At 65.9% G+C, this 23,346-nt stretch carries 11 protein-coding genes; 3 read left to right on the top strand and 8 right to left on the bottom strand.

What is annotated here, in order from left to right; all coding sequences use genetic code 11:
• Positions 1–102 precede the first annotated feature (102 nt).
• From BE0216_RS08990 to BE0216_RS08960, 7 genes are all read right to left on the bottom strand, one after another.
• Positions 103–1,020 carry a biotin--[acetyl-CoA-carboxylase] ligase gene (locus BE0216_RS08990; protein ID WP_094637748.1) on the bottom strand — a complete coding sequence of 306 codons (918 nt, stop codon included), beginning with the start codon at positions 1,018–1,020 and terminating at the stop codon, positions 103–105.
• Between the two features lie 51 nt (positions 1,021–1,071).
• On the bottom strand, positions 1,072–1,551 hold the full coding sequence (locus BE0216_RS08985; protein WP_094637771.1) for a holo-ACP synthase: 480 nt from the start codon (positions 1,549–1,551) through the stop codon (positions 1,072–1,074).
• A 204-nt stretch (positions 1,552–1,755) separates the two neighbouring features.
• Positions 1,756–3,582, bottom strand: coding sequence for an alpha-amylase family protein (locus tag BE0216_RS08980; protein WP_094637747.1), 1,827 nt, complete (start codon positions 3,580–3,582; stop codon positions 1,756–1,758).
• Between the two features lie 228 nt (positions 3,583–3,810).
• Entirely contained in the window at positions 3,811–5,022 is a 1,212-nt protein-coding gene (locus BE0216_RS08975; protein WP_226805755.1) for an ATP-binding protein, read from the bottom strand.
• Between the two features lie 204 nt (positions 5,023–5,226).
• On the bottom strand, positions 5,227–14,637 hold the full coding sequence (locus BE0216_RS08970; protein ID WP_094637746.1) for a type I polyketide synthase: 9,411 nt from the start codon (positions 14,635–14,637) through the stop codon (positions 5,227–5,229).
• A 231-nt stretch (positions 14,638–14,868) separates the two neighbouring features.
• Positions 14,869–16,524 (bottom strand): acyl-CoA carboxylase subunit beta, encoded by a 1,656-nt coding sequence (locus BE0216_RS08965; RefSeq protein WP_094637745.1) that lies wholly within the window; start codon positions 16,522–16,524, stop codon positions 14,869–14,871.
• Positions 16,521–18,422 carry an acetyl/propionyl/methylcrotonyl-CoA carboxylase subunit alpha gene (locus BE0216_RS08960; RefSeq protein ID WP_094637744.1) on the bottom strand — a complete coding sequence of 634 codons (1,902 nt, stop codon included), beginning with the start codon at positions 18,420–18,422 and terminating at the stop codon, positions 16,521–16,523. The genes BE0216_RS08965 and BE0216_RS08960 overlap by 4 nt, the downstream gene beginning before the upstream one ends.
• 235 nt (positions 18,423–18,657) lie before the next feature.
• On the opposite strand from BE0216_RS08960, the gene BE0216_RS08955 reads away from it, so the two are divergent.
• The 3 genes from BE0216_RS08955 (at position 18,658) to BE0216_RS08945 (ending at position 22,332) form a co-directional block, all read left to right on the top strand.
• On the top strand, positions 18,658–19,245 hold the full coding sequence (locus tag BE0216_RS08955) for a biotin transporter BioY (protein WP_094637743.1): 588 nt from the start codon (positions 18,658–18,660) through the stop codon (positions 19,243–19,245).
• A gap of 141 nt (positions 19,246–19,386) precedes the next feature.
• The gene (locus tag BE0216_RS08950; RefSeq protein ID WP_404801831.1) at positions 19,387–21,489 is read left to right on the top strand and encodes a DUF6020 family protein; all 2,103 of its coding nucleotides are present in this window, start codon (positions 19,387–19,389) and stop codon (positions 21,487–21,489) included.
• Between the two features lie 42 nt (positions 21,490–21,531).
• Positions 21,532–22,332, top strand: a complete 801-nt coding sequence (locus BE0216_RS08945; RefSeq protein ID WP_094637742.1) for a helix-turn-helix domain-containing protein — start codon at positions 21,532–21,534, stop codon at positions 22,330–22,332.
• Positions 22,333–22,643: 311 nt separating this feature from the next.
• Here BE0216_RS08945 and rplA read toward each other — a convergent pair whose 3' ends face one another.
• Positions 22,644–23,336: a 50S ribosomal protein L1 gene (rplA, locus tag BE0216_RS08940; protein ID WP_094637741.1), complete on the bottom strand. Its 693-nt coding sequence runs from the start codon at positions 23,334–23,336 to the stop codon at positions 22,644–22,646.
• Positions 23,337–23,346 lie beyond the last annotated feature (10 nt).

Here is a 23,346-nt window from a genome sequence, read left to right as displayed (position 1 = left end):
GAGCATAATGCACTCAATGCCGCTCCGCCCACGACACCCCAGCAGCCGCACATCGAGTTCCGTCCGAGATACGCAGAAAAGCTTGGCCCACAACGGCCGCGATCACCGGGGCAGCACGCCCACGTCCGCGGTGCGCACCACATGCTCCGCGCCATCATCGGTACGTACGGTGAGCGACGCGTCGGCGTTCAGCGCGATCGCCTCGCCTTCCAACGTGCCGCCGTCCACGAAATGCGCCTCGACCCTGCGCCCCAGCGTCCAGCTCTTCGCGGCGGCCTCGTCGCGCAGGGCGGCGCTTTGGCCTCGCGGATCTTCGACGAACATGGTGACGCGACGCTTGAGCGACGAGACGATGCCCGCGGCGATCATATCGCGCATCACCGCTCCGTCGGGCAGTCCCGCCACATGCAACTGCAGCGAGGTGGACTGCGGCGTGGGCAGGTTGGATGCCGAAAGGTTGAGATTGAGGCCGATACCGAAGATGATCGCGACACGCTCACCGTCGGTTGCGCGTTCGTCGTCGACCGCCTGAGACATCGGCAACGGCACAAGTTCGGCGAGGATGCCGCCCAACTTGAGCCCGTGCACGAAGATGTCGTTCGGCCATTTGAGCGTGCGTGAACAGTCGGGTTGGTTCGGCCGAGCGCCGCACTGGCTGATCGCCTTGTCCAATCCGTCGAGCACGGCCAGTCCGGCGATCATCTGCAGCCAGCCATTCACCGATTCGTCCGTGGCGAGACTGCGCGGCACAACGGTGGCGAAGGAGACGGTGAACGATTCTCCGGGCCTGCTCACCCAGGTATGGTCGAGCCGCCCACGCCCGGCGGTCTGCATATCGGCGGCCACCACGGTCACCGGAACTCCGCCGTGGCCGCCGTCCGTCAAGCCGAGCGCGTCGGCATCGACGAGGTTGCGCGCCAACGAATTCGTGGATTCGGTCTGCGCCATCGCCACCATATGGTCGGCCACATGTTCGGTTCGGGGCATGCGGGGCGTCATTGCCTTCAACATTGTCATCATGGTTGACACAGTAGTCGAAGTCGTCTGATTTGACGACATCGACGGCGATGTCTAGCTCACCATCCGCTCGAGTGGCGATTCGTCGGTGGAATGTTTGTCGTTCGGGTCACGCCGCACCAGCATCACCACGGCACCGGCGATAAGGCCGTCATGGCTCAGGGAGATCAGCCAGCCGGGTTCGCCGTCGCTCCATGCCAATGACGCGCGCAACGTCTCCTCCACGTCCTCGCTCAGCACCACACGGGGGCGTCCGCGCTGGTCGTCAAGGATTTCGATGCTCTTCCACGGGAAATCATCGAGCGTGTATGGGCTGGGCCGCTCCCCCAGCGCCTCTTCCCACGCTTTGAGCACCGCCTCCTTGCCGGCCCACTTGGCGGCGAGATGCACGGTCGCGCCATCGCCTTTGACCGACGCGATGCGCAGTGCCTGATGCATCTCGCGTGCGGAGAACAGGTTGCGCATGCGGGTGCCGGGTTCGGCCAACTGCTCATCCAACGCTGCAACATCCACCACGTCGTACCCAAGTCCCATGCAATTCGACACCATGCGCCTAAGCATAGCGGCAGGAAACGCCCACTTCCGTAAAAACGATCGCTGACATTGACTCAATGGCGGTTTTTACGCAGGAGAAGGCCATACTTCCGTAAAAACCATCACTGATTCGACGGCAGCGATCGTTTTTACGGAAGCATGGCATCATGTCGTGGGGCAAAACCACCGTCCCAACCTACTGGCCTACTGGCGCAGAATCAGCGCCTCATAGGGGGCCAGATCGGCGCTGGGCTGCAGCGTCACGCCGGCGGCGCTGTCAAGCCATGCGGTCTGGGGCACGTTCGAGAAGTTGAACAGGCCCAGCAGCGTGCCGGAGTCCGTCTTGCGCACCACAGCCAGCACGGAATCGTTATGCGAATCCCATGTGGTCACCCACGCGTCGGCCGCGAAGCAGGGATCGGAACGCATCGCACGCAAATCGGCCATGCCCTCCCACAGTTGGTTCTGCACGGTGCCGGGCTGCGAGCGCAACGCTGCCTTCTCCCAATCGAACTTGCTGCGGTGCAGGTTGCGGCTGTCTTCGATGCGGTCGGGATCCTCCTTGTAGTCCCATCCGTTGAGCTGGGCGATCTCGTCGCCGCAGCTGAGCATCGGGAAGCCGCGCAGGAACGCCATCGCCTTGTGCATGAGCAGGTCGCGGTTCACGGCCACCTCGAGCGCGGGCTTGTCGTGTGTGATCAGGGCGCGTTCGATGCCGCACAGGCTGGCCGTGGTGCCGCAGCTGCGCGCGTCGCCGCTGGCTTCGTCGTAGTTGTAGAGCTCGCCCATGGCCCAGCTGCCGGGCACCGCGCCCTCGTAGAAGTGGTAGAGGAATTTCTTGTGCTTGAGCGGGTCGATGCCGAGGCGCTCCTCCTCGGGTTCGTCGAGCCCCCAGCCGATGTCGTCGTGGCAGCGCAGATAGTTGACGAACCAGCAGTTTTCGGGCAAGGCGTTGAGCTTGTCGATCTGCGTTTTAAGCAGGCGTGTGTCGCCGTTGGCGAGCGCGCTCCACAGGTTCACCATGATGGAGACGTTGTAGAGCATGTGACATTCGGGATGCTCGGGGGTGCCGAAGTAGGCGGCGAGCTCCTTGGGGGCCATCACCACCTCGCCTTTGAGCACCACGGCCGGGCAGACGCATTCGAGTGCGATGCGCAGCATGCGCACGATGGTGTGCACCTGCGGCAGGTTGCGGCTGTTGGTGCCGAGCTGCTTCCAAATGTAGGGCACGGCGTCGATGCGCAGCACCTCCACGCCGAGGTTGGCGAGGTTTAGCGCGCTGGCGAGCATGGCGACGAGCACTTTGGGATTGCGGTAGTTCAGGTCCCACTGGAAGGGATAGAACTGGGTCATCACCCACTTGTTCATGCGTTCGTTCCACGTGAAGTTGCCGGGCGCGGAGTTGGGGAAGACCTGCGGGACGACCGCGTCGTACTGGTCGGGGATGGTGCGGTCGTCATAGCAGAAGTAGTAGTCCTGGTATTCGGGGTCGCCATTCTGCGCGGCTTCCGCCCAGCGGTGCGATGAGGCGGTGTGGTTCATCACGAAGTCGAGGCACAGGCTGATGCCGGCTTTGCGCAGTTTCGCGGTGAGGTTGGCGAGGTCTTCGTTGGTGCCGAGCGTGGGGTCGACGTTGTTGAAGTCCTCCACCGCGTAGCCGCCGTCGTTGGCGGGATGGGGCATCTGCAGCAGCGGCATGAGATGCAGGTAGGTGAGCTTCTGCTCTTCGAGGTAGTCGATTTTGTCGGCGAGTTTATTGAGATCGCCAGCGAAGAGGTCGGTGTAGAGGGTCATGCCGAACATGTCGCCGCGCTTGTACCATTCGGGGTCGGATTCGCGGGTCTTGTCGAGCGCTTTGAGGTCGGCCGGACGGGCGGCGTAGGTTTGCGCCATCATGGTTTCGAGGTCGTCGAGCGCGGTGGGGTCGTCGTATAGCTCCATGAACAGCTGCTCAAGCTCGTCGTGGTGGCGGGCGAGGCGGGCGCGGAAGGTCTCGTCGGCGGTTTCGACTGCGGGGGCGGACGGCTGCATGCGATAACTCCTTTGTTGCGTGTGATGTGGTGCGGCGCATACGTCGGCGTATGCGATCTGAGGGATAGTGTAACTCGCCCCGCAAGCGCTGTTCAACCGGTTCGAGACGTGTCGCGGGACTCTTCGCCGCAACAACATCCAAAGCCGCGGAACCGACGAATACGACGTGCGATGCCGGTCGATGCCCACATACGTCCGACATCGATTGCGCCGCGCATCGTCCTTTTCTCACCAATCCTGGGCCAACAGGAATTCCTCCACATTTCTATGTTCGATGCCGTCGCGCGGGCGAAGCACCGGATCCATCGACACCACGGTTTTGGGATAGTTGTCCTCGATTCCCCGGAACGCGCCGAACTCGCGTTCCACGGTCCTCTCTTGGGCCATAAGATACGTCACTTGGATATAGCGACGCTCCGCTCCCCTGTCGAGCACGAAGTCAACCTCGGCGTCATCGCCCACACCTACGGACACGTCGTATCCGCGACGGCGTGCCTCCAAAGCCACCACGTTCTCCAACAGACCTTGAATATTGGTCATGCCGTCGCTCACGATCGCATTGCGCAGACCTTGGTCGGCGACATAGTATTTCTGCTGCGTTTTCAACAGCTTCTTCCCCACCACACCGACGCGGTTCATGCGTTCCAGCAGAAACGAATCAACGCAGTATTCCAAATAGTTGATCACCGTCTGCACGCCGATCTCCATACGCTCGTTCTTCAGGTACGCCGCGATGGAATTGGCCGATATGATGTTGCCGACATTGGCCATCACATAGGCCACCACCCGCTCAAGCAACGTCACATCGCGGATGCCATGCCTCTGCACGATGTCCTTAAGCACCACGGAACGGTAGATGTCGGTCAGATAGGTGCGTCGGCTCTGCTCGTCCCATTGCTGCGTGGTGAGGAACGGCATCCCTCCCGACAGCAGATAATCCATGAACGAGCCGTCGCCCCCCGCTTGCTTGCGGGCCTCTCGGTATTCCGCATATCCGAACGGATACACTTCGAACTGCACATAGCGTCCGCCGAGGTATGTGGCCAATTCCCCGGACAGCAGTTTCGAATTCGATCCGGTGATATACACGTCCGCCTTGGTGGCGGCCCTCAACGAGTTGACGACCTTCTCAAAAGACCGAACCTCCTGGATCTCGTCGAGGAACACATATGGCCGCCCCTCGACGGCGTTGATTCGCTCAAGCAGATACGGATACAGCACATCGGGATCGCTGTATTGCGTCAACGCGTAGTCTTCGAAATTCATGGTGATGAACTGGCTTGCGTTGCACCCGCGCTCAAGCAGACGACGCTGAATCAGCTTCAGCAAATCCGACTTGCCGCTACGGCGCAGTCCCACCAAGACCTTGACCACATCGGCTTCCATGAACGGTTCGATGCGGTCGATATACAAAGGCCTGTCAATCAGAATTTCTTCCATACAAGAAATTGTAGCGCATTTCGATACATGTTTCTTGTATAGAAGAAATTAGGTGCCGAAACGGGGATTTCTTCTTGTGTGGAAGAAAGAAGCGACGCCAAGAAAACAACGATTTAACCACCGAGATGACAAGGCTCCCGGTTTTCCGCGGAAAATCGGGAGCCGAACTCGTCAAGTGGTTAAATCGTTGTCAGCACCCACCAATCAGACCTCGAAATAGCCATTCGCGCCCAGGCGAGCACTCGGATCGAGCAGCATGGCCTTCTCAACCTCGTGCGCGTCGTAGCCGCGGCCGTTCTCATGGAAGCGACGGTTGTCAATCGGCTCGTAGAGCGCGGCGTGGCCCATCATGCCCTCCTCGAGGCGGCGCTGTCCGGCGGCGAGACGCGCGTTCGCTCGCCCGCGCCAAGCCTCCAAAGCCTCCAAGCCGGCGGTGTTGGCCACGGCGGCTTCGAAGGCGCCCGGGTTCACGATCGCGGCGAAACCGCTCACATGGCCGAAGCCGAGGGAGGTCGCCAGACCGGCCTTGACCGGTCCTGCCGCACCGATGTTGAGCGGCTTGGTGACCCACACCATATGGTCGTCGCGTTCCAGCTTCGGGTCGACGCAGTCGAGCGCCGCGTTGGCCGGAACCACGCCGGAGCCGAACAGCTGGGTCAGGCCGTTGACCTGGAAGATGCAGGCGCCGCCCTTCGCATGGCCCGTGACCGTCTTCTGCGAGATGACGAACAGCGGGTTGCCCTCCGTACGCCCGATGGCGTGGGCGAGCGTGTTGTGCAGCTCGGATTCGTTCGGATCGTTCGCGTTGGTGGAGGTGTCGTGCTTGGACACCACGGCGATGTCGTCCGGGGTGACGCCCAGCTTGGCCAGGTCGCGCGCCAGCTTGGAGTCGCGTCCGCCGAGGCCCGCGGCGAGCGCTCCCAGTCCCGGCGCGGGGATGGAGGTGTGCGCGCCGTCCGCGAAGGAGTGGATGTATCCGACCACGCCGGCCACCGGCAGTCCCATCTTCAGGGCGATGTCGCCGCGCGTGAGCAGCACGGTGCCGCCGCCCTGGGATTCCAGGAAGCCGCCGCGGCGACGGTCGTTCGCACGCGAGAAGAAGCGCGCGTCGATGCCCTTGCCGTACATTTCGGCGGAGTTGGCGGTGGCGTTCATGTTGCCGAAGCCGATCACGGATTCCACGCCGATGTCGTCGATCGCGCCGGTGACCACGAAGTCGGCCTTGCCGAGGGCGATTTTGTCGAAGCCCTCCTCCAGCGAGACCGCGGCGGTGGCGCAGGCGGAGACCGGCTGGATCATGTTGCCGTAGCCGCCGATGTAGCTTTGCATCACATGCGCGGCCACGACGTTCGGCAGGGCCTCCTGCAGGATGTCGGTCGGGATTTCGTGGTTGAGGAACCGGTCGAGGTAGAGCTTGCGCATGGAGTGCATGCCGCCGAAACCGGTGCCCTGCGTGCTGGCGACCATCGACGGGTGCACGGCCTGCAGCACCTCGGTGGGCGTGAAGCCCGCGGAGAGGTAGGCGTCCACGGTGGTGACGATGTTCCACAGCGCGATCGGATCCACGGCACCGACCATGGAGGCGGGGATGCCCCACTTGACCGGGTCGAAGCCGGTCGGGAACTGGCCGCCGACGGTGCGGGTCATGGTGGCGCGGCGCGGCACGCGGATCATCGAACCGGCGTGGCGGGTCACGCTCCATTCGCCGGATTCCGCGTCCGGGGCGATGGTGGTGTGCGTCTCGTCCAGCTTGACGTATTCCTTGGCGATGGCCTCGGTGGGCACGGCGAAGGTCACGTCGTGGTCGAGGAAGACCTCGGCCTCCTCTTCGTCGGCGCCGTCCTTGTAGTCGGATCCCATGCCCTCTTCGAAGGGGCGGATGCCGGAGCGGGCCACGACCTCGTCATGGTAGCGCTCGTGGATGTCCTCTTCGGGCACGAGGGTGCCGTCGGCGTCATACCAGCCGGGCGTGGGCGAATCCTGCCAGGAGAGCAGGCCCATATTCCACGCGAGTTCCAGCACCGCTCCCGCGGACAGGTCGACCGTGCCGTCGGAGTGGATGCCGAGTTCCGCTTCGAAGCGCGTGCGTCCGGAGCCCCACGGTCCCAGCTCGCCCACGGAGACGATGACGATCTGGTCTTCGGGACGCGCGGTCACGCTCTGCCAGTCGGCCAGGTCCACCTTGGGCTGGGTCGGAGTGTGCGGACTCGGCAGCGCCTTGATCAGCACGCCGGACTGCTTGGCTTCGGAGGCAGTTTCGCTCTTCTGTTCGCTTTCCTTCGACGCCATGTCCGCCATCGCTTCGGCGCGTAGCGCCTTGATGTCGATCGGCTCGCCGCCCAGTCCGCCGGTCAAGTCGGCGTCAATCGGAGCGAGCGCCGCCTGTTCGCGGGATTCGCGGGAGGCCAGATCGAGCAGCTTCACCGAGATCTCCTCGGTGGAGTAGGTCTTGAGGCCATGGCGTTCGACGACTTCGACCAGCGGGTCGTTGCCGCCCATGAGTCCGGTGCCGCGCACCCAGCCGATGCGCGGGTGGGCGAAGGTCACGCGCTCGCTCCATGTCTTTTCGGCGCGGGCGCGGTTGACGATCGCGTCGAACGCGCTTTTGACCTCGCCGTACGCGCCGTCGCCGCCGAAGATGCCGCGGTTCGGCGAGCCGGGCAGGATCACATGCAGCTTGTGCTGCACGTTGGTGTCGGCGCCGATGGCCGAGAATCCGGCGATCGCGCGTTCCACGCCCCACAGCATCAGTCGCGCCTGCGATTCGAACAGTTCGCCCGAATCGGCCAGGGTGCCGCGCACCGGCGGGGCCGCGAACGGGAAGAACAGGCTCGGCTCGTAGGCTTCCTTGAGGATGGTGGTGGTCGCGCCGGAGGTCTTCTTCTGCACGTTGCCAACCCAGTTCACGAGGGCGTCCACATCGCGGTAGCTCGAGAGGTTCGCGGGCACGAGCCACAGCTTGGCCTCACCGGTGGCGTGCTCGCGGTAGGCCTGCTTGGCCCATGCCTTGACGCTCGGCTTGAAGCTGTGCGAGGTGGCGATGACGGTCGCGCCGCCGGCCAGCAGTCCCACGACCACCTGCGCGGCGATCGAGTTGGGGGCCACGCCGGTGACCACGGCGATGTCGCCGGCGAATCGCGTCTGCGAGCTCTCGGCGGAGTGCAGCGAGATCAGCGCATCGTTGGCCACGCGGTCGAAAGCCTCGGCCAGCTCGCGATTGTCGGCGGACTGCGCCTTGGCGGCGAACCACTTGGCTTCGTCGACCACGGCCTTGCCGAGTCCGGCGAAGCTGCCGGACAGCGCGGAGGCGTCGTCGTCGTAGAACGCGCGGGCGAGATCCTCGCGGGCGGAGGCCCAGCGGTCGTCGAAGAGGATGGCCTTGTCGGCGTCGAAACGCGGTTCGACCTGCTTGGGCCAGTCGGAGCCGAGCTCGGCTTCGACGGCGGCCACCACGGCGGCGTTCTCGTCGGATTCGGTTTCGGCCACGGGAGCGCTCACGCCAAGCTCGCCCAGAATGAAGCGGGCGGTGGAGGCGAGCACGCCGTTGGGGCCGGTTACCTGTTCGGCGAAGGCGTTCAGCGCGGCGGAGTCGACCACGGCACCGCCGGCCGCACCACCGGCGCTCGGCAGGGCCACGTTCACGCCGTTGGCGGCGGCGACCTTCTGCACGGCCGCGTCGATCAGCTCGTTCGCGGCGGAGGCGTTGGACGCGGCCGCGGTCGGCAGGCCGGCCAGCTCGCCGCCACGGGAGCTTGCACCCTCACGGGTTTCGAGCACCAGCGCGGCGACCACATGCGAGGCCCAGCCCGCGCCCAACTGCCAGGTGTCGGTGACGCGATGCTCCACGCCGGCGACCTTGATGCCGGCGGCACCGAGCAGACCGCGCACGCGGTCGCGCACGATGTCGCTGAGCACCGGTCCAAAGGCCTTGTAATTAGGGGCCACCTTGTTGACCAGCGCGCTCAGCGCGTCGATGCTCGCCTCGGCGGCACCGTCGACGCTGGCCACGCCCAGCTCGGAGCTGATGTCCATAAGCAGCTGGTTGCGACGGCTGGAGACGCCGTTGGTCAAGGTGTCGGTGGTGTCGTTGCCGCCGATCTGGTCGGGACGCACCTTGGCCGAGTAGGCCAGCAGCATGGCGATGGCGTCGGAGGCCTTGAAGGGGATGTCGACAATGGACGATCCTAAAACGGCACCGGATGCCGGAGCGGAGGTCTCGGCGACGGGAACCGCAGCGGCAGGCACGGCCTGAGCAACCGGAGTCGGGGCAACAGCAGAAGCCGCCCCCTCACCCGACGCAACCTCCTCGACCTCATCCTCCACCTCAGCGGCCAGCGAATCGGCGTCGGTCATGTACACGCGCCCCTCGTCGCGGCCCACGTTGTACACGGTCACGTCGCGGCCGGCGAATTCCGGCAGACCCAGCGTCTTGGAGGCGAGGTTGGCGAGCGTCGGCGAATTGCCGAGGCCGACCTCGACGTATTCCTCGACACCCAGTCCGCCCTGCGTCTCGCTGCCGAACAGCAGAGCCTGGGTTTCGATCCAGCGCACCGGGGAGGCGAACTGCCAGGAGAGCAGTTCGGTGAGCAGCAGACGTCCGAGCTTCTGGTCGTCGGCGGCGTAGGAGTCCCACACGGCCGGATCGTCCAACGCGGCCTGGATGCGCTCGGAGGGCACGACCTCGAGGATCTTCGCGGCGAATTCGCGGGTCATCTCGAACGGCGCGGCCACGAGGTTCGGAATATAGCGCCCCTCAAGGCGGCCGCGGTAGTCGATATACGCCGGCAGCAGCGCGTCGAGCTTGTCGCGGAATTCCGGCACGCCCTTGCGCAGCAGCGTGGAATGGAACGGCACGTCGATGCCGGGCACCAGCATGAACGCCTTCCTGCCGCCATATTCGGCCACACGACGCGCGGAGTCGGCCTGCAACGCCTTGAGTCCGGCGATGGTGCCCGCCACCGCGTACTGCTGGCCGGCGAGGTTGTAGTTCACGATCTCAAGGAATTCGCCGCTGGCCTCGGCCACGGAGGCGACGTATTGCCTGACGTGCGCGTCGTCCACGCCGAACTGGTTGGGTCGCAGCGCGCCCATGCGGTAGTTGGAGCGGCCCTGCGCGTCGCGTTCGATGAGATGGTGCATGGTGGATCCGCGGTGGAACACGAGTTCCAGCACGGTTTCCAGCGGAATCACGTCGGCGAAGGAGCTCAGCGCGTTGTATTCGCCCAGCGAGTGGCCGGCGAAGTAGGCGGGCCAGATGTCGGCGCCGGCTTCGCGCAGACGCGCGGTCTGGGCGAAGGCCACGGTGGCGAGCGCCACCTGCGTGAACTGGGTGAGGTTGAGCAGGCCTTCCGGATGACGGTAGGTGACGCCGTTGGCGGTCAGTTCCTTGGGATTGTCGCGCACGAGTCCGAGGATCGAGAATCCGAGACGGGAGCGGGTGAGCTGGTCGGCACGCTCCCACACGTCGCGTGCGGCCGGGGATTTGGCGCGTTCGTCAAGCACCATGCCCTGCGACTGGATGCCCTGTCCGGGGTATACGAAGGCGGACTTGGGCGCGCGGGCGATGGCGGTGGCGCGCGAGACGAGCTGTCCGTCGATGCGGCAGGTCACTTCGAGGGCGAGGCCGCCGTGGCGCACCTTGCCGACGCGTTCGACGGAGATCTCCACCTCGTCGTCAAGCTGGACCATGCCGTACATGTTGTAGGTCCAGCCGGCGATCTCGTAGTGCGCGCCCTTCTCATCCACGGCCTGGGCCACATGCTGGGCGGTGGCGGAAAGCCACATGCCGTGCACGAGCGGGTCCGCGAGGCCGGAGATGCGCGAGCCGCGCACGGAGGTGTGGATCGGGTTGAAATCGCCCGAAGTGCGCGCGAACGCGGTCATCTCGTGCGGTGCCTTCACCTTGACGCGGCGCAGCATACGCCTCGGCGTGGGCTCGACCGTCTCGAAGCGGATGTCTCCGTCGGCGGACAGCCCACTGGACTGTCCTTCTCCTCGAGCGACCTGCTTGTACGCTTCTGCGAAGCGCGGCAGGTCGCCATACTCCGGCACCTCACTCGGCAGCGCGTCGGAGAACACGCGTCCGCGGATGGCGAAGCGTTCGGTTTCGCGCGCGAGCACGGCACCGTCGGCGGCGGTGTGGGTCACATGGATGGTGACGACGCGTCCGGAGGCGGATTCGAAGTAGTCCTCGGCCCAGGAGGTCAGCGTGATGGTTTCGCCCACATGCTCCAGCAGCTCGTCCTCGCTCACCTCGAGTTCGATGAGGTGGTCGAGATGCACCGCGTTGAGCAGGCCTTCGATCACCGGATAGCCCTTGACGACCACGGAGCCGAGCGCCGCGTAGATCGCCGGCCAGGCCGGGCCGACCAGCGCGTCGGGCGCGATGCGGGAGGTGACGAGTCCCGGCAGGGTGCCGGCAGTGGCGGCCTCATGGTCGAAGCCAAGATTGGCGGACAGGGTGTAAGACGCGCGCGCCACACCAAACGGCGCGTCGGCACCCGCCCCTTCAATCACGGGCATGGCTTCGAGCTTGTCGCCGGTGATGGCGGTGTTGCCGATGCCGGCGGTGGCGGCGAGCATGTCGTACACGTGTCCGACGAGACGCTCGCGGTTGACGACCGGCAGCAGGCCGGTTTCGCCGGAGCGCACGGTCAGGGGGATGACGATGTCGCGCACGGCGTGCTTGGATGCGCCGCCGTCCGGATCACCGTCCCAGAAGGTGTCGAGGTGAATGTCGAGGTCGTATTCGCCGTCCTTTCCGTCGACGGCGCGGATCTCGTAATGCTCGTCGCCCGTTTCGGTGCCGAAGGCGGGGTTGGAGGTCAGGTGCCCCACCCAAGAGATGTTCGGGGATTTGCGGATGAACTCCTCGACGCTTGCGGCGGCACCCAGTTCGGATTCGGCCGCCGTCGCCTCACCGACCATGCCGCGCACGCGTTCCAGCGCGGCCGTCTCGAAACGGCCGAGGATGTCGGCGACGGGCTCGTCTTTGGTGGTGATGCCGGCCACGGCGATCGGGCCGGGGATGATGCGCACGGAGTCGGCGGAATAGCGCGGATCCTCGGACTGCCACAGCTGGTCCTGCCCCCACCAGCGCAGCAGGTCGTTGTCGATAACCGGCACGAAGGGCATGGGCTTGGGGTATTCGCGCACGAGCACCGGGAACCAGGCCACGTCGGCGGCGGTCACGGTGATCTCGTCGGCCTGCGGATAGGCGGCGGCGAGACGCTCGATGGCGGCGAACGGGTCGGACTCCACGTCGGCGCGCGAGGCGAACAGCGAGGCGAATTCGCCGCTGTCCTGCGCGCTCACGCGGGCTTCGATGCGCTGCAGCAGATGCAGGAATCGGTCGGCGTAGGTCTCGTCGGCCCACGGGAACGACAGTTCGGCGAAGCGGCGCGCCCACGACAGATAGGTCATGGCGGCAAGGTCGCCGAAATACGGCTTGGCGGTGGCGTTCAGCGCGTCGATGATCTCGCCGCGGCGCGATTCCAGCTCTTCGGGGTGCTTCATGACGTGCACGAGCAGGCGTCCGCACGCGGCGGAGGCGTTCTCCACCTCGTAGATGTCGGCGTGCAGGTGGCTCAGGCCCGAGGCTACGCCGCCGACGGAACCGCCGGCCGGCACCCACTGTTCGCCGCGGGGCGCGAAGGGGTCGGGATTCTTCTCAAAGGAGGTGATGCCCGGCGTGTTGACGAGCAGCTCCTTGACCTGCGGGCTGGTGTGCGCCTCTTTGGCGGTCATCACCGCGGTGCCGACGAGCACGCCGTCCACGGGCATGTCGGGCAGATCGTAGGCGCGGGCCCACTGGCCGGAGATGTAGTCGGCGGCGCGCTCCGGCGTGCCGATGCCGCCGCCGGCCACGAGCACAAGGTTCTCGCAGGCGCGCACTTCGGCGTAGGTGTTGATGAGCAGATCGTCGAGCGACTCCCAGCTGTGGTGGCCGCCGGCGGAGCCGCCTTCGACCTGCACGAGAATGGTGGTGGGGGCCACGGCCTTGGCGATGCGCACCACCTGGCGGATCTGGTCGACCGTGCCGGGCTTGAAGCTCACGTAGGGCAGTCCGTCCGCCTGCAACGACCTGACGAGTTCCACGGCCTCATCCAACTCGGGGATGCCGGCGGAGACGACCACGCCGTCGATCGGAGCGCCCGAAGCGCGCTTTTTGGTGACGATATGCGAGGAGCCGAATTGCAGGTTCCACAGGTAGCGGTCCATGAACATCGCGTTGAATTCGACCGTGCGGCCCTCTTCGAGCAGTTCCTCGAGGCGGGCGATATGGCGGTCGAACACTTCGGCGGTCACCTGTCCGCCGCCGGCGAGTTCGGCCCAGTAGCCTGCGTTCGCCGCGGCCGCGACGAGTTCCGGCTCGACGGTGGTGGGCGTCATACCGGGCAGCAGCACCGGCGGCTTGCCGGTCAGCTCGGAGAATTTGGTGAGGATTTTGTCGCCGGCGGGCGTGCTGAGCACACGCGGGGCGAAGTCATGCCAGTTCTGGGTGCGTTCGGGTTCGCCGTCCAGTGTGGCGAGCGTGGCGCGCGCGGCGATGGTGTCGGCTTCGACCACGCCCACGCCGGTGCCCTGCACGAGATTGGAGACGAGTTTGCCGAGCGTGACGCCCGGGCCCATGTCCACGATCCACAGGGAGGCCGGGTCGGTGGATTCGAGCAGCGCGCGCACGCGGCCGGCCCAATCCACATGGTTGACGAGGACCTCTTCGGCGAGGGTGCGGGCGCGGGATTCGTCGAGTCCGGCGGCACCGGCCCAGGCGACGGACTGTTCGACGGCGTCGGCCATCAGCGGCGAGTGGAACGGCAGGGTCACGTCGAGGTATTCGAGCACGGGGTCGAACACGGAGCCGCCGCGCACCTTCTCGTCGCGCAGCTTGGCCTGATGCTTGTGCTCCTTCTCGACTTCGACGGCGAAGGCGGCGAGGTCCTCGGGGTGGCCGGAAAGCACCATGTGGTCGGCGGCGTTGGTCACGGCGATGGAAATCGGGCCGCGGGCGCGGGCCACGCGGGCGATCAGCGTTTCGGCCTGTTCGCGGCTCACGCCCTTGGCCGACAGCATCGGGGTGGCGTCGCCGCGCTTGGCGGCCAGTCCCAGCGCGCGGGCCTGGCGGGTGCCGGCCACGCCGATCAGTCGGGCGATGGCTAGAATCGCGACGATTTCGTCACGCGCGGCTTCGATCGAACCGGTGGCGCGAATCGCGTCGACGATATGCACGGCGAGGATGCCCTGCGAGTGTCCGAGCACGGCCACCGGCTGAGCGGAGGCGACGTCGTAGCCGAGGTTGGCGGCGTCGGCCAGCGCGCCCAGCTGGGTCAGGGCGATGCCTTCGACCGAGACGCTGGCGTCGGCGGCCGCGCCGAGGCGTGCGGAGTCAGGCGCGAAGCCGAACAGGTCGACCGGGCGTCCCGTGGTGGCGAGCAGGTCGGCAGCCACGGGGGCGAGCAGACGGTCCGCCGCGACGGCATGGTCGCGCAGCATCTCGTCGAGTGTGGGGTCGGACGTCAGGTCGGCGAGCGCGGCGATCCACGGCGTGGACTGGCCGGCGAAGGCGAGCGCGTGCGGCTCGGCGGCGAGACGGCTGAGGAAGAAGGTGTCTGTCATTGCTTGTCCTTGCTGGTTGTGTGTTTGGTCTTACGTATGCGGTTCGTTACGACGGGTACTCCGTCATGCTGAGCGGAACGGCTCTCCACCCGTCATGCTGAGCGGAACGAAGTGGAGTCGAAGCATCTCACTGGGATCCTTCGACTCCGCCCTGCGGGCTCCGCTCAGGATGACGGAGAAATGGAACGGGCTCCGCTCAGGATGACGAGGGAGGACGGGATGAGTGGCGGGTCATAATGGTTGGTTGCCGTGGTGTTTGGTGGTGCGTTTGCGCCGTCGTTTGCCGGCGAGGGTGCGCAGCGATTCGGCGATGGCCTCGCGCGTCTGCTCGGGGTCGATCATCGCGTCGATGGCGCCGAGTTCGAGGGAGAGGTTCGCGTTGACGGTGCTCTCCTCGTATTCGGCGATGAACTTGGCGCGCAGAGCCTCCACGTCGCGCCCTTGGTCGCGCGCTTTGGCCAGGTCGTGGCGGTGGATGATGTTCACCGCGCCGGCCGCGCCGAGCACCGCGATCTGCGAGCTGGGCCAGGCGAAGTTCATGTCGGCGCCGATGGCTTTGGAACCCATAACGATGTACGCGCCGCCGAAGGCCTTGCGCAGCACCACGGTGACCATGGGCACCTGCGCGTTGGCGTAGGCGTAGATGACCTTCGCGCCGCGGCGGATGATGCCCGCGTGCTCCTGGTCGGAGCCGGGCTTGTAGCCGGGCACGTCCACAAGGGTGACGACGGGCAGGTTGAACGCGTCGCATAGGCGCACGAATCGGGCCACCTTCTCGGAGCTGTCCACGTCGAGGATGCCGGCGCGCACGTTGGGCTGGTTCGCCACGATGCCGACCGGACGGCCTTCGATGCAGGCGAATCCGACGAGCGCGGAGGCGCCGAACATCTCCTGCACCTGCACGAATTCACCGTAGTCGGTGATGCAGCGCACCACATCGAGCATGTCGTAGGGCTGGCGTTCGTTGTCGGGCACGATGCCGGCCAGCCGTTTGGCGGTGTCGCGGTCGGCGCGGGTGGCGGCGTAGGCGTAGACGGGCGGTTTCTCGTCGGAGCAGCCGGGCAGGTAGGCGAGCACAGTGCGCGCGTAGTCGATGGCGTCGGATTCGTCCTCGCCGAGGTAGTGGGCCACGCCGGAGACGGTGTTGTGCACGAGTCCGCCGCCGAGGTCGGCCATGGAGATGGTCTCGCCGGTGGCGGCTTTGACCACGTCGGGCCCGGTGACGAACATATTCGAGTTCTCGCGGGTCATGATGATCAGGTCGGTCAGGGCCGGGCAGTAGACGGCGCCGCCCGCGCAGGGCCCGAGAATCAGCGAGATTTGGGGGATGTATCCGCTGGCTTCGCAGGTTTTCTTGAAGATGCGCCCGTACTGGTTGAGTGCGGCGACGCCCTCCTGGATGCGCGCGCCGCCCGAGTCGATCAGGGCCACGACGGGCACGCGCAGGTCGAGCGCCATATCCATGAGATGGCAGATCTTCTCGCCTTCCGCGGTGCCGAGCGTGCCGCCGCGCACGGAGAAGTCCTGCGCGTAGACGGCGACCTTGCGTCCGTAGATCTGGCCGAAGCCGGTGATGACGGCCGCGCCGGCCTTGCCGTCGTTGATGTCGCCGCCTTGGAAGCGGCCGATCTCCTCGAAGGAGCCGGTGTCGAACAGCAGGTCGAGGCGTTCGCGCGCGGTTTTCTTGTTTTTGGCGTGCTGGCGCGTGCGGGCGTTGGCTTCGGCGTCGCGCGCGAGCTCCGCGGCTTTGACGACGGCCGTGCGCAGCGGCTGCCTCTCGCCCGCGCCGGCCCCAGCCCGTCCGCCGGTCTTGGTCTCGCCGCCGGACGGGGATCCGCCTTGCGCCACCGCGTCCTGCACGGCGGGCATATCCATGATGTCGGTCATCGCTCGCCTCCTTCGCTTGGGGATTGGGATGCCGGAGCGGACTGGCCCGCCGCAGCAGGCCGGGCTCCGCCGGTCACGTCCAGCGTGACGAGTGTGTCGCCGGCTTCGACGCCGTCGGCCGGGCCGACAAAGATTTTGGTCACCTCGCCGGCGGCGGGCGCGTACACGTAGTTCTCCATCTTCATGGATTCGAGCACCACGAGCAGGTCGCCCTTGGCCACGCGCTGCCCTTCGGCCACGGCGATGCGCGTGACGACCGCCTGCATGGGCGAGGCGATCACGCCGGAGCGCGCGCCGTCGTCGCGGCGTTCGGCGGCCGCGGCCACGTTGTGCAGGCCCTGCCCACGCAGCGGCTGGGTGGGGCGTTTGCTGCCGCGGGCGCGCGCGGAGCCGGTGATGTTCTCGACGATGTCGAGCGGCACGGTGAGTTTCACGCGCCGGTCGTTCACCTCGATCGTGAAGGTTTCGGTCGGTGTGGAGGCCGGCTCCCCCGCCCCGCCGGCGGCCAGCGACGCGGGCTGTCCGGAGCGGGCCGCGTCGGGTTCGCGGTTGAGATACGTGCGTTCGAGCCATTTGGTGCTTACGGCGAAGTCGTGGCCGTGTTCGGCGGTGAACTCGTCGTTGCGGAAGATCTCCTTGTACAGGGCGACCGGCGTGGGCACGCCTTCGATCACCAGCTCGTCGAGCACGCGGCGCACACGGGCCACGGCGGCCTCGCGGCTTTGCGCGGTGACGATGACCTTGCCCATCATGGAGTCGAATTTCGGCGAGACGGTGTCGCCTTCCACCACGCCGGTGTCGATGCGCACGCCCGCGCCGGAGGGCCAGACAATGCGTTCCAGCGTGCCGGCGCCGGGGGTCAGGTTGGTGGCCGGATCCTCGCTGGTGATGCGCAGTTCGAAGCTGTGGCCGCGCGGTTCGCCCGCTTCGGTGAGCGCGCCGCCGGCGGCGATGGTGAGCTGTTCGCGCACCAGGTCGAGTCCGCACACCTCCTCGCTGACCGTGTGTTCGACCTGCAGGCGCGGGTTGACTTCGAGGAAGTACACCTTGCCGTTGGGCGTGACCATGAATTCACAGGTGCCCAGTCCCACATAGCCGACCGTTTCGAACAGGCGACGCGAGTACTCCTTGAGCGTGGCCGTCACGCTTTCGGGCAGGAAGGGCGCGGGGGCCTCTTCGACGAGCTTCTGGTTGCGCCGCTGCAGCGAGCAGTCGCGCGTGGAGTAGACGGTGAAGTTGCCGTGGGAGTCGCGGCCGGCCTGCGTCTCCACATGGCGGGCCTGGTCCACGAATTTCTCGATGAAATAGCTGTCGAGGTCCCCGCCCTGCAGCGCGTCATGATTCATATAGAAGCGCCGCAGCTCCTCGTCCGAACGCACGACGGTGATGCCGTGCCCGCCGCCGCCGTCGGTGCGTTTCATCATGATCGGGTAGCCGTGCGTGTGGGCGAAGTCGAGCAGCGCGCGGATGTCGTGCACGGCGTCGGAGATGCCCGGCACGGGCGGCACTTTGGCGCGCACGGCCACGCGGCGCGCGGTGATTTTGTCGCCCAGTTCGGTCAGGGCGCTACTGCTCGGCCCGACCCAAACCGCGCCGGCGACCGTCACCTTGGAGGCGAAGCTCGGGGTTTCGGAGAGGAATCCGTAACCGGGGTGCACGGCCTGCGCGCCGGAGCGTGTGAGGATGTCGATGAGCAGATCCTCGTTGAGATAGGTGTCTTTGTAGGTGTCGCCGGAGAGCAGGTACGCCTCGTCGGCCATATCCACATACTGGCTGTCGCGGTCCTGTTCGGCGTAGACGGCCACGGTGGAGATGCCCATCTCCTTGGCGGTGCGCACCACGCGCAGCGCGATCTCGCCGCGGTTCGCGACCAAAAGTTTCTTGACGATTTGAGCCATAACGTCAAATCATCCTCGGGTATCGCACATTATGGAACATCCGAATCACACAAAACGCACGAAAATGTTTTGTGGGGTTCCACAAACGTCACCGTAAGGCGAACTCCCTAGGATGGCGGGCGAGGGGAACGCTCGGTTCAGCACCGTCCGACATCAATCAAACGTATCCAAGAACCCCCGGAAAACCCAAGGATTCCAAGGAAAGCCTAAAAACACACTCCAAGGAGACATCATCATGCATCTGACTTCGGCCCGCTTCGCCACACTGCTCGCATTCGCCCGCCGCGGCCTCGCCGCCGCCTGGAAGCCCACGCTGTTCGCGGTTCTGCTGTGGGTGGCCACCGCCGCCGGCGCGGTTCCCATCCCCGGCACGCCGGTGCCGATCACCCTGCAGACCTTCGTGGTCATGCTCGCCGGCCTGATGTTGCCGTGGCGGCAGGCGGGCGCCGCCGTGGCCACCTATCTGGCCGCCGGCGCGCTCGGCCTGCCCGTGTTCGCGGGCGGTGCCTCCACAATGGCGCTGGTCGGCCCGAGCGCCGGCTTCCTGATCGGATTCCTGCCGGGCGTGATCCTCACCGCGCTGCTGCGAGGCCAGGCCCGCACCGACTCGCCCGTCTCGGCCGCCCTCACCGCCGGCCGATATCTGCTCGCCGCCGTGGTCGGCTGCGTCGTGGTGGTCTACGCCTTCGGCATCGGCGTGCAGTCGCTGCTCACCGGCGTGGATCCCCTCGCCGTCGCGCTCGCCTCCATGGGATTCATCGTCGGCGACGCCATCAAGGCGAGCGTCGCCGCCGCCTTCGCCGCCGGCCTGATGCGTCGCTAGAGACAGATCGGCGCAGGCCGGGACGGACTCAAGCGGCGGCCGCCCCGGCCATTACCGTGCCTTCAAACAGCCACGGTAGAATCGACCATTATGCCCTTACAACCCAGTTCCGCAGCAGCCGCACCGTCCAACGCCGCCGCTTTGAGCGCGCCCAGCGTGGCCGGTGCCACCGGCATGCGCGGCCCGCGCCACCCGATGCTCGCGCGGGTGGGCGGCATCGCCCGCTGGACCCTGGCGGTGGCGGCCTGCCTGTGGCTGTCGCTATGCACCGCGGTAGGCCCGCTGTATTGGCAGGAAGGCTCGATCGCGGACGCCACCTGGGTGAACGGACTGTACTTCATCCTCACCTTCGCCATCACGCTCGGCATCATCGTCGCGCTCGTGCGATGGTCGGCCCGCAAACCGGTGTTCGGCACCACGCCCGACCCCGCCGATCCAAACGGCCGACGCATCCCACGGCGACTGAGTCATCTCATCCCCGCACCCCTACGCACCCGCATCGCCGCACGACTCGCCACACTCCGGCGCAGTCAGTTCGGCCACACGATGCGCCGAGCCGCGGCCACCTGCTCACGCTGGATCATGCGCGCCACCGACCGCCGCTGGAAAATCGCGCTGATCCTGTTCATCGGCTGGCTGTGGGTGCCCACCACCCTGCTCGCGGCCTTCGGCGCAGACGTGCGCTCGCAGATCCGCGAATTCAGCTGGGCATGGAACCAGTGGACGGGCCTGGAGCAGCCATACATCGGCTTCTTCTCCTTCGTGCCGATGGACATCTACCCCACCGCGCACTACATGTGGCCGGAGAATCCCACCTATCTGACCGACCAGCACAATATCGTGCTCACCCTGCTCTACGGCGCGGTGGCCACCTTCTCCCGCTCGCTCACCGGCTCGAACGACGCGGGCCTCGTCGCGCTCGCAGCGGGGCAGATGCTGTTCGCCGTCGGATGCTGCACCGCCGCCGCGCACCGCTTCCTCAACATGCCGTGGCTGAACGCGCGCCGCACCTTCCCGTTCACGCCACGCTGCGCCATCGACTACGCACGACCCGAGCAGGGCGCGCGATTCGAGGCGCGCCGCTTCGGCCGGCCCGAACTTGGCATGCGCGTGATGCTCTCCCCCGCCGCGGCCCACGCGCCCGCGCGCTTCGCGATCCTTGCCTTCTTTTTGGTCTGTCCGCTGCCCGTGTTCGCGACGATCTCACTGACCAAGTCGCCGCTGTTCGCGTTCGCGTTCGTCTGGTGGTTCGGCATCTGGTACGAACTGCGCGCCACGCACCGCCCCGCACGCGAGGGGGCGAAGGCGGTCGTCCATCTGCCGCGCCGCACCATCGTCGCGTTCATCCTCTCCACCTGCGTGATGCTGGTGGCCGCGAAATACGCGTGGTATATCGTCGCCGCGCAAATCGTGCTGGGCATTATCGCCGACCGGCGGCGTTGGGCCACCTATGTGGTCGCGCTGCTGCTGCCCACCGTGATCATCCACGGCGGCATCGCCATGGCCATCAACGCGGGGGTGATCATCGGCGGCGACCCGATCGAAAGCCGCGGCATCCAACTGCAGCAGATCGCGCGCGTCGCCAAACTCAATCCGGATGGCATCTCGCAGGAGGCGAAAGACAACCTCGCCCCCGTGTTCAACCTCGACCAGATGGCCGAAGCCTACTCGCAGAACGACGCCGACCCGGTCAAATCCTCCGGCATCCAGTCGAAGAAGGTGAGCTACAAGTGGCGCTCCGTCACCGAAGAGGATATGGAGGGCTTCAACAAGGCGTGGCTTGAAATCGTATTGGACAATCCGGTGATCGCGCTCGACGCGTTCCTGGCGAAATGCTACGGCTACTTCGACGTGGCCGCATCGCCGTACGTGTCCATGGATTATTACGTGAACAGCTCGTACGTGCAGGAGAACTCCGCCTGGATCAAGTACTACAACCATGACTGGCGCGATCAGGTGGCGCAGTTCGCCAAGGATTGGGGCGCGATTCCCGTGCTGGGCTGGTTCACGCACGGCAACCTGTACGTGGTGTGCACGCTGCTGATCGGCGCGGCCGAGGTGATACGGCGGCGCTGGCTCACGTTGGTCACGCATTTTCCGCTGCTGCTGCTGATGGGCGTGATGGTCACCGCGCCGGCGAATAATTTCGAGCGGCATATGCTGCCCGTCGCTTTCGTCTTCGGCTTCGTATGCCTCACTTTCTGGCGCGACGCCAGAGAAGAGCGCCGTGCAGTCGGCGGCTAGCTGATTCGACACTGATAGCGAAAACGTCAGGATTGGGCGGCTATGCTGGAGACCATGAGCAAGGACTTCCTCGAATTGTTGGCCGACGGGCCGGATGCCGCCGACGAACGCGTGCGGCTGACGGCGTTCGAGTGCCTGTTCAATGGGCTTGACGACGAACGCGTCGCCTCGCTGTTCACCCTGCTGGGCTGGTCCGGCGACTTCACCTGTTATGCGATCGCGGGCATGCCCACCGTGGCCACGGCGGCCGCGGCCGCGCGTACGTCGATCGCCCGCACCATCGCGGGGCTCGGCGGCGACAGTCTGATTGGGGAACATGACGGACTGGTTATCGCATTGGTCCGCCAATCCGGCGCGGCCACCCCCGAAGTAACCTGCACGCACACACTGCCGGCCTTCGCCGCCGACCGACCGGTATGCCTCGGTCCGTCGCGGCAGGGCGTCTCCGGCGCGATGCACACCGTGCGCGCCGTGCTGTTCGCGCTCAAAGCCGCGCCCGCCGTCTCCCCGCATGACGTGCCACGCCCGATGCGAGCCGACGACGTGCTGCCCGAACGCGCGCTGATCGGCGACGAGGACGCGCGCCGCGAACTCGTCTCATCCGTATACGGTAGCCTCACCGCGGGTGGCCCCGACGACCCGACCCTGCTGACGGTGTCCACCTTCCTGCAATGCGGCGGCTCGCTGGAAACCGTGGCCAAGGAACTCAACGTGCACCCCAACACCGTGCGCTACCGCCTCAAGCGCGCCGCCGAATCCACTGGCTGGGACGCCACCGACCCCCGCGAAGCCTACGTCCTCACCACCGCCATCGCCCTAGGCCGCATCCACTCCCAAAGCTGACGTTACTGCAATATCGACCACAACATATCGCTGCCGTATACAAAACTATTCTCAATCTGGAATAGTTTTGTATACATTAGGACTGTCGCCATCCCAGCGTTGCCCGCTATTCCAAGTATTCCTCGTCATCCCGAGCGGAGTCGAGGGATCTCGAGATGCTTGCGCCTCGCTGCGCTCCGCTCAGCATGACGAATAACCATTATCAACGTCTCCTCGCCCAGCGTGACGAAAGTTGTCGCGGATATGCGAAGACCCCGATACCGGAAGGGTATCGGGGTCTTGGCGTGCGTCTGATGCGACGCGAACCGCTCTCAGGCGAGGGTGTTCGGATCGACCGGAACGCCCGGGTTCATCGTGGAGGTGATCGTCGCCTTGGTCAGGTAACGGCCCTTCACGGTGGACGGCTTGAGACGCTTGACTTCGTCGGCCACGGCCTTGAAGTTCTCGTCCAGAGCGGACTCATCAAAGCTCAGCTTGCCGATGAGGAAGCTCAGGTTGCCGTTCTTGTCCACGCGGAACTCGATCTTGCCGCCCTTGATGTCGGCGACGGCCTTGGCCACATCCATGGTCACGGTGCCGGTCTTCGGGTTCGGCATGAGGCCACGGGGGCCGAGCACGCGGCCGAGACGGCCGACCTTGCCCATCATGTCCGGGGTGGCGACGACGGCATCGAAGTCGAGGAAGCCGCCGGCGACCTTGGTGATCAGGTCGTCATCACCGACGATGTCGGCGCCGGCCTCGAGGGCCTCGGTGGCCTTCGGGCCGCGGGCGAACACGAGGACCTTGGCGGTCTTACCGGTGCCGTGGGGCAGGTTGACCGTGCCACGCACCAGCTGATCGGCCTTGCGCGGGTCCACGTTCAGACGGAACACCGCTTCGACGGTCTGGTCGAAGTTGTAGGCGGGCATGCTCTTGATCAGAGCGATGGCCTCATTGGCGGTGTAGAGGTTGTTGCGATCGATGCGCTCAGCAGCTTCGCGGTACTTCTTGGAACGCTTTACCATCTGTCCTTCT

It is taken from the genome of Bifidobacterium eulemuris, assembly GCF_014898155.1.
GTDB lineage: Bacteria > Actinomycetota > Actinomycetes > Actinomycetales > Bifidobacteriaceae > Bifidobacterium > Bifidobacterium eulemuris.
This window is presented reverse-complemented; position numbering and strand designations above follow the sequence as displayed.